Genomic DNA, 7,622 nt, shown 5'->3' with positions numbered 1-7,622 from the left:
GTAGCTAATAGCTCCAATGACGGCATCCTGAAAATCAATTATCCCTGGGGGCTGATGCTGTAGATACATCAAATTTCTGGAATGAAAGTCCCGATGTACGATGACCTGTGGCTGAGTTAGGGCATTGTTTACTAAGAAATCGTATATAGATGCTAACCAGTCAGGAGGAGTTAACTGTAAATGTTTTTGCAGAAACCACTCATCAAATAGCCGCATCTCACGATATAACAAGGCTGAATCATATGTAGGTAATTGCTGATGATTACCAGGAATCTTCTGTAATTTAATCAGGCTATCAATGGCTTTTTTATAAAGCGCATCGGCTGTGGTTGCCGATAACTGAGAAAGATAGGGTGTGGAACCCAGATCGCTCAGGATAAGAAAACCGGAGTGCGTATCCTGCTGATAAATATGCGGGACATTCAGGCCATATTGTTCCAGTAATGTGGCCACTTTGATAAAAGCATGATTATCTTCATGCTCCGGAGGTGAATCCATAATGATCTGGCTGCTATCGTTTTGTCTCAGTCGGAAATAACGTCGAAAGCTGGCATCACTGGAGGCGGGCACTAAAGAATAATTTTTATCGGTTACAAAGTTTTGTAACCATTGTTGCAACTGTTGAAAGCGTATATCTTGTTTGTTGTTCATCTGGGATGTGCGTTATGAGTTTGAAAAATCAGACTGAAAAGCCTGATTACTGATTTGATTATGTCGGCAGATTGTAGCGTATTCACACACAATGGGATAATTTGCCTACTGTGCCAGTCCTAGTTTGGCACCAAAAAACTATAAATATCTGGAGAGGATGAAATGATTAAGCACTACCTGGCTGCTGGCTCACTGGCTGTCTTATGTTCAACAGTTTTGGCCGAAGAGTCTATGTTGACTCCGGGCGATATGCCACAGGAAGCAATTAATGAAATGACCAATAATATTACCGCCTACAATAAATGTATGATGGAGTCACGTTTAAAAACCAGTAAAAGCGGTAAAGACGCCACACAGAATGCTGATGAAATTCTTCAGTCATGTGAGCCTCGGCTGGATGAATTAAAGCAATTATTGACAGATAATAATGTTAATCCCGGACTCACAGAAGGCATGGCCAGAAACTTACGTTCAAAGGCTGCTCGCCAGTTAATGGGACAGGCAATGAATAATATGGCTGCCCAGGCTGCGGCCATGGAAAACGCTGAAAAAAACAAACAGCAATAATCCAGGTCCTGAAATCGCAACAAATCCTAAACGGACTGCTGCGCCAGCACATCGACACCTTCGTTGGCCAGCAGTTCAATTAACCGGATCAGCGGCAGTCCAATCAGGCTATTGGGATCCTGACCACGAAGCTCCTGAAACAGACTTATTCCAAAACCTTCTGATTTAAAACTGCCGGCACATTGATAGGGCTGTTCTGTCTGTAAATAAAAATCAATTTGTTCTGCCGTCAGATTTCTGAATATCACCTCATAATAATCTACCAAAGACTGCATATTGTCAGTTGCTGCGTTATACAAAGCCAGGCCGGTGATAAAGATAACCTTGTTTCCAGCAGCTGCACAAAGCTGTTCAGTGGCTTTGGTATGATTTCCGGGCTTGCCCATTATCTGCTTGTTTAAAACGGCAACCTGATCCGAACCAATAATCAGGCTGTCTGGATAATGTTCTGCAATTTTACGGGCTTTGGCTTCCGCCAAACGTTTTACCAGTTGTTCGGGATTTTCATTGGCTAGCGGGCTTTCATCAATATCCGGTGATACAGTAATGAATTTCAAATGTAATTTAGCCAGCAGTTCAGCCCGAAAAGGCGAGCTGGAACCTAAAATCAATGTTTGCATGAATAAACCTAAGTAATAACAGTCGGCGCATTACGGCCTGTAAGTAATTTAATACCCGCTAAGCTATCGGCCAGATCAATGAGATCTTGCAGTCTTGTCTGGGTATCTGCAAACAATTTATCGGGATTATCTTCAATCGCTTCAATATAGACCCTTAATGTTGCGCCTTGTGTACCGGTACCGGAAAGTCTGAAAATAATACGACAACCATCGGTAAATCCAATACGAATGCCCTGATTTTCAGCAATGCTGTTATCCACCGGATCGTGATAACCGAAATTATCAGCATATTTCACGATATATCCGTTCATGTTTTGTCCCGGCAGTTGTGGCAGTTGCAGTTGCAATCTTTCAATTAACTGATTCGCTTTATTGGTGGGGATTTCTTCATAATCATGGCGAGTGTAATAATTACGGCCATATTTCTGCCAATGCTGGCGCACAATATCCATTACCGATTGCTGTCTGACTGCCAGAATGTTCAGCCAGAATAATACCGCCCATAGACCATCTTTTTCACGAATGTGATTTGACCCGGTTCCAAAGCTTTCCTCACCACACAATGTTGCCAGATTTGCATCAAGCAGGTTTCCAAAAAACTTCCAGCCTGTCGGGGTTTCATGCAACGGAATATTCAGCGATTTTGCGACTTTATCTGCAGCCTGACTGGTCGGCATTGATCGGGCGATACCTTTGAGTCCTTCCTGATAAGCGGGAACGAGATCTGCATTCGCTGCCATAATAGCCAGACTGTCTGAAGGTGTGACAAATATTCCATGGCCAAGAATCATGTTTCGGTCGCCGTCACCATCTGATGCTGCACCGAAATCCGGACCATTTTCGGCGAATAATTCTGCCACCAACTCAGGTGCATAGGTAAGATTAGGATCTGGATGGCCGCCGGCAAAATCAGCTTGTGGGATACCATTAATCACTGTACCAACTTCTGCGCCCAGGCGTTTTTCGAGGATTTCTTTTGCATATGGTCCGGTAATGGCATGCATCGCATCAAAACGCATTTGAAAGCGGCCGTTACACAGCAATGCACGAATTGCCGGAAAATCGAAAATATTGGCCATCATCTCAGCATAATCAGTAACCGGATCGATGATATCGATCTGCATATCCTGTAGATACTGGGTTCCTATATCAGACAAAGAAATGTCCTCACATTCGAAAATACGATAGGAAGAAATTTTCTGACTTAGCTGATAGATAGCTTCTGTAATACTTTCCGGCGCTGGGCCACCATTTCGAATATTGAATTTGATACCAAAATCACCCTCCGGACCTGCAGGATTATGGCTGGCCGAGAGGATAACCCCGCCAAAAGCCTGATATTTTCGAATAATGCACGATGCTGCCGGAGTTGAAAGCAGACCATGCTGACCGATAATCAATCGTTTGAAACCATTGACTACTGCCATTTTCACAATGGTTTGAATCGCTGTTTCGTTGTAAAAACGACCATCGCCGCCGATGACCAGGGTTTGATTCCTGGTGTTCCCAATGGCATCAAACATCGCCTGTACAAAGTTTTCCAGATAATGTTCCTGCTGGAATACCTTAACTCGCTTACGCAGACCTGATGTGCCAGGACGTTGATCAGTAAACGGCTGACTGGTGATGTTGATGATCGGCATGATATTTCTTTCCTGAAAAGGCAGTTAATCTGTTGGTAAATGCAGTTCATTACCGCTTTGCACAAAGGTTGGGTCTCACTATACTGACAACATGTTACGGTCTCAACAATTCAATAATGCAGCGCTCATGCGTATCGCAAGCTACGCTTCAGTTGTCACTGCATTATTGCTGATTACAGCCAAGCTTATTGCCTGGTATAGTTCGGATTCCATCAGCATTCTGGCAAGCCTTATTGATTCCAGTCTCGACTTGCTGGCATCGCTCGTGAATTTGCTGGCTATCCGGCACGCCTTGCAGCCGGCCGATAAAGAACATCGTTTTGGTCACGGTAAAGCAGAACCTCTGGCGGCGTTAGGCCAATCAATGTTTATTGCTGGTTCAGCAATTATGTTGTTGTTTCAGGCAAGTGGCAGGTTGGTCAATCCTCAGCCTCTGACATCTGGAATAGAATTCGGTGTGGCGGTAATGGTCATTTCGATGATTGCTACTATTGGGTTATTAATGCTTCAGCGTTATGTCATCGCCAAAACCAATTCATCAGCCATTCGTGCGGATTCATTACATTACAAGTCAGATCTGTTGGTCAATTTCAGCGTGATCATTGCTTTGTTATTAACGCAGTTCGGCTTGCTCTGGTTCGACCCATTAATGGCGGTAATGATTGCCATGTATGTCTTGTTCAGTGCATGGAAAATTCTCAGGGATGCCATTGATTTATTGATGGATCATGAAATCTCTGAGGCTGAGCGGCAACAGATAATACAATTGGTATTTACGCATCCCCAAGCCAAAGGTCTGCATGATTTAAGGACCAGACGTTCAGGCACGACGGTTTTTATTCAGTTGCATCTGGAATTGGATCCTGAGCTGAGTTTACAGGAAGCGCATAATGTCAGTGATAAAGTGAGTCGCGAAATTCGTGGGTTATTTGATGATGCCGAAATCATTATTCATCAGGACCCGCAAAACGATAAGGCAAATGCACAAAGCCTCATCTGAACGCCGTATAATGTCTGAAAAATTTAGGAGTGGTACTCGTTTGCTTGAAGAATTTTCTATAGAAACGGCCGGTGCACTGGGCGTATTTGTTATATTCGTTATCTGGTTATTCTATCGGCATTTTGTTCGGAAAAGTCATTCAGAGATTCAGATTGAGCAAGTGTTAAAACCCTATAAACAGGACGAACTTAAGAATTTGGTCCTGCCGGATGGATTAGGCGGTTTGCTGGAAATTGAAAAGCTTTTTCTGTTGGAACAAGGCATATTGATTCTGCGTGATTACCCGATAAGTGGTCACCTGTTCGGGGCCGAAAAAATTGAGGAATGGACGCAAATTGTCGACGGTCGGAGTTATAAGTTTACCAATCCGTTGCATCATCTCGAAAATGCTCGTCAGGCTGTCCGTTCGATAATCCCCAAAATGCCGGTGTTCTGTCATGTGGTTTTTACCGCTGACAGTGATTTTCCTAAAGGCAAACCGGCATCGGTATCTGTACTGACCAGTTTTGAACAGGATATGCAAAGATTATTTAACAGCCCGAAGTTACCAGCTGAAGCCAGAGAAAAAATGTGGAATGTCATTAAACAGAATGCTCATTTAGATGCTCAATCATTAATCAGGGAGTAAACGTGGAAACGCCGACAAAACCATTGGTGGTGGCTATTTCATCGCGTGCATTGTTTGATTTGGATGAAAGCCATCGAATTTACGAGGAGCAGGGTACTGAAGCCTATTGCCAGTTTCAGATTGAAAATGAGGATGTGCCATTATCTCCGGGTGGTGCGTTTAATCTGGTGAAGAAGTTACTGGCTTTAAATGATAATAATCCCAATACTCCACGTGTTGAGATCATCTTGTTATCACGTAACAGTGCCGATACCGGCCTAAGAGTGTTCAACTCGATCCAACACCATAAATTAGCCATTATCCGTGCTGTGTTTACCTCTGGTAGCAGTCCTTATAGATATGTAGCACCGTTCAGTGCCAACCTGTTTTTATCCACTAGTCCTGAAGATGTTCGTATGGCGCTTGAAGCGGGTATCGCTGCTGCGACAATATTGCCATCCAATCTGGGGAATAACTCTGAATCCGAGCAACTTCGTATTGCCTTCGATGGGGATGCAGTTTTATTTTCGGATGAGTCCGAGCGGATATTTAAAGAGCGTGGACTGGAAGCTTTTACTCAGAACGAGCAGCAAACGGCCCGTCAGGCATTATCGGGTGGCCCGTTTAAAGACTTTTTAATGGCATTGAATCAGATCCAGACGCAATATCCGGAAAACAGCTCACCGATTCGCACCGCACTGGTAACAGCTCGTTCTGCGCCCGCTCATGAAAGGGTAATCCGTACCTTACGTGAATGGGGGATTCGAATTGATGAAGCTATTTTTCTGGGAGGTATGGAGAAAGGTCCGTTTTTGAAATCATTTGGTGCCGATATCTTTTTTGATGATCAGGAACGTCACTGTATTTCTGCAAGAGATCATGTTGCTACCGGCCATGTTCCACATGGCATCGCTAATCAGCTGGTTGCGAAAGAAGACAGCGAATGACACTGACGCCAATACCTGTCGCAGCTCAACGGTTTATCCGTCAACTGACGGATAAGCATATGCCGGTATTTCCCAATACCATGCTGGAAATCAATCAAATTCTGGAACAGGAAGACAGTGCCGCGGTCGATGTGGCACAGGTTATTTTGCGTGATGCGGCTTTGACCGGGCGTTTATTAAAAATGGCCAACAGTGTGTATTACAATCCGCAAGGTCATCACATTAATACCGTTTCCAGAGCCTTAATGCTGCTAGGTTTTGAGCAGGTCAAAGTGTTGGCACTGACACTGGTGTTAATTGATTCATTAAAAGCCAGTAAACGACATGAAAAAGTATTGAAGGAAATGGCTATATCTCTGCACGCTGCTGTGCAGGCACAAAATATGGCGACGCTTTGTAAATCGGAAATGCCGGAAGATATTTTCATTGCCGCGTTATTGTCACGTTTGGGACATCTGACGTTTTGGGCCTTTGCGGATGAAAAAACCGTCACAGCATTTGAACAAACCGAATCAAATGTATCCGCCCAAACAGAAACCTTAGGATACACCCTGAATCAACTCACACAGGGACTGGCGGAAGCCTGGGCATTAAATGACTTATTAATTGAAAGTTTTCGCCCTCATGTAAAGACCGAAGCGGTAAAGATCATTCGTTACGCGGGGCAATTGGCAATTGATACCAGAAAATCATGGAATGTCAGTAAGTTAGCGCCATGGTTTGACGGTGTCGCGGAGCTGACTCACAGTAAAACTGAAACAGTAAAACCAACTGTCTATGCCAGTGCCCTGGCTGCCCAGCAATTACTTAACCTGACCGGTATAGAGCGTGCACATGGATTGATCCCTTTGCCTGATGAAGTCCAGGCCGAAGGGGAGTCAGAGAACTTCATCAGTGACGTTGAACTTACAGCCATTTATCAGGTACCGGACCAATCTATCCAGCTACGCATTCTGCAGGATATTTCGCAAGCGATTCAGGAGCATAGGGGAATTAATCAGATACTTGAAATGGTGATGGAAGGTATTTATCGTGGTACAGGCATGGATCGCGTGATTTTTGCGGTGATATCAGCGGATAAAAGCCGGCTGAATTGTCGTTATGCTCTTGGCAACCAGGATGAACAATTCTGTGAGTTGTTTCAGATAGACATTCAGAGTAAACCGTCAATATTTAGTGATTTACTGTCTGCAGAAGATGCTTTGTTGGTCGATTCATCACAGCAGAATGCGTTAAAAAAACTGCAAACAGAAAGTAAAGATTTATTAAGTGTCAACGCAGTCCTGGCAATGCCATTAAAAAAAGCCAATAAACCCGTGGGGTTATTTCTGGCTGACAGACAGGCATCCGGCAGGGAATTAGATCGACAGGATCTTATCGCTTTTCGCCAGTTTTGCCAGCAAGCAGCCCTGGCATTCGCATTTTTGACAATACAAGGCTAGTTTTGGTCAGTTTATCTGGCTATAATGGCCGACTTAATTAGATATGTAAGCATATCTGTAACGATTTGCGAGAGTGGCGGAATTGGTAGACGCGCTGGATTTAGGTTCCAGTGGAGCAATCCGTGGGGGTTCGAGTCCCTTCGCC

The 7,622-nt window shown here is 44.2% G+C and carries 8 protein-coding genes; 5 read left to right on the top strand and 3 right to left on the bottom strand.

What is annotated here, in order from left to right:
* Positions 1-651, bottom strand: a 651-nt coding sequence (locus B3O33_RS06315) for an aminoglycoside phosphotransferase family protein (protein ID WP_292363208.1), incomplete at its 3' end; no start/stop codon positions are given.
* A 162-nt stretch (positions 652-813) separates the two neighbouring features.
* Between B3O33_RS06315 and B3O33_RS06310 the strand changes: the two genes are divergently transcribed.
* Positions 814-1,218 (top strand): hypothetical protein, encoded by a 405-nt coding sequence (locus tag B3O33_RS06310; RefSeq protein ID WP_292359362.1) that lies wholly within the window; start codon positions 814-816, stop codon positions 1,216-1,218.
* A 26-nt stretch (positions 1,219-1,244) separates the two neighbouring features.
* On the opposite strand, the gene B3O33_RS06305 is transcribed toward B3O33_RS06310, so the two are convergent.
* Both B3O33_RS06305 and B3O33_RS06300 read right to left on the bottom strand, forming a co-directional pair.
* The gene (locus tag B3O33_RS06305) at positions 1,245-1,838 is read right to left on the bottom strand and encodes a Maf family protein (protein WP_292359363.1); all 594 of its coding nucleotides are present in this window, start codon (positions 1,836-1,838) and stop codon (positions 1,245-1,247) included.
* A gap of 8 nt (positions 1,839-1,846) precedes the next feature.
* Positions 1,847-3,481, bottom strand: a complete 1,635-nt coding sequence (locus B3O33_RS06300; protein WP_292359365.1) for an alpha-D-glucose phosphate-specific phosphoglucomutase — start codon at positions 3,479-3,481, stop codon at positions 1,847-1,849.
* 127 nt (positions 3,482-3,608) lie between these two features.
* Between B3O33_RS06300 and B3O33_RS06295 the strand changes: the two genes are divergently transcribed.
* From B3O33_RS06295 to B3O33_RS06280, 4 genes are read left to right on the top strand one after another with little or no spacing between them, the layout of a single operon-like run.
* Entirely contained in the window at positions 3,609-4,481 is an 873-nt protein-coding gene (locus tag B3O33_RS06295; protein WP_292359367.1) for a cation diffusion facilitator family transporter, read from the top strand.
* A 10-nt stretch (positions 4,482-4,491) separates the two neighbouring features.
* Complete coding sequence (locus tag B3O33_RS06290; RefSeq protein ID WP_292359368.1) at positions 4,492-5,109, top strand: nuclease-related domain-containing protein; 618 nt, start codon at positions 4,492-4,494, stop codon at positions 5,107-5,109.
* A 2-nt stretch (positions 5,110-5,111) separates the two neighbouring features.
* On the top strand, positions 5,112-6,035 hold the full coding sequence (locus B3O33_RS06285) for a 5'-nucleotidase (RefSeq protein ID WP_292359370.1): 924 nt from the start codon (positions 5,112-5,114) through the stop codon (positions 6,033-6,035).
* Positions 6,032-7,477: an HDOD domain-containing protein gene (locus B3O33_RS06280; RefSeq protein ID WP_292359372.1), complete on the top strand. Its 1,446-nt coding sequence runs from the start codon at positions 6,032-6,034 to the stop codon at positions 7,475-7,477. The genes B3O33_RS06285 and B3O33_RS06280 overlap by 4 nt, the downstream gene beginning before the upstream one ends.
* Positions 7,478-7,622: the final 145 nt, after the last annotated feature.

Source organism: Methylophaga sp. UBA1464 (assembly GCF_002325665.1).
Classification (GTDB): Bacteria; Pseudomonadota; Gammaproteobacteria; order Nitrosococcales; family Methylophagaceae; genus Methylophaga.
This window is presented reverse-complemented; position numbering and strand designations above follow the sequence as displayed.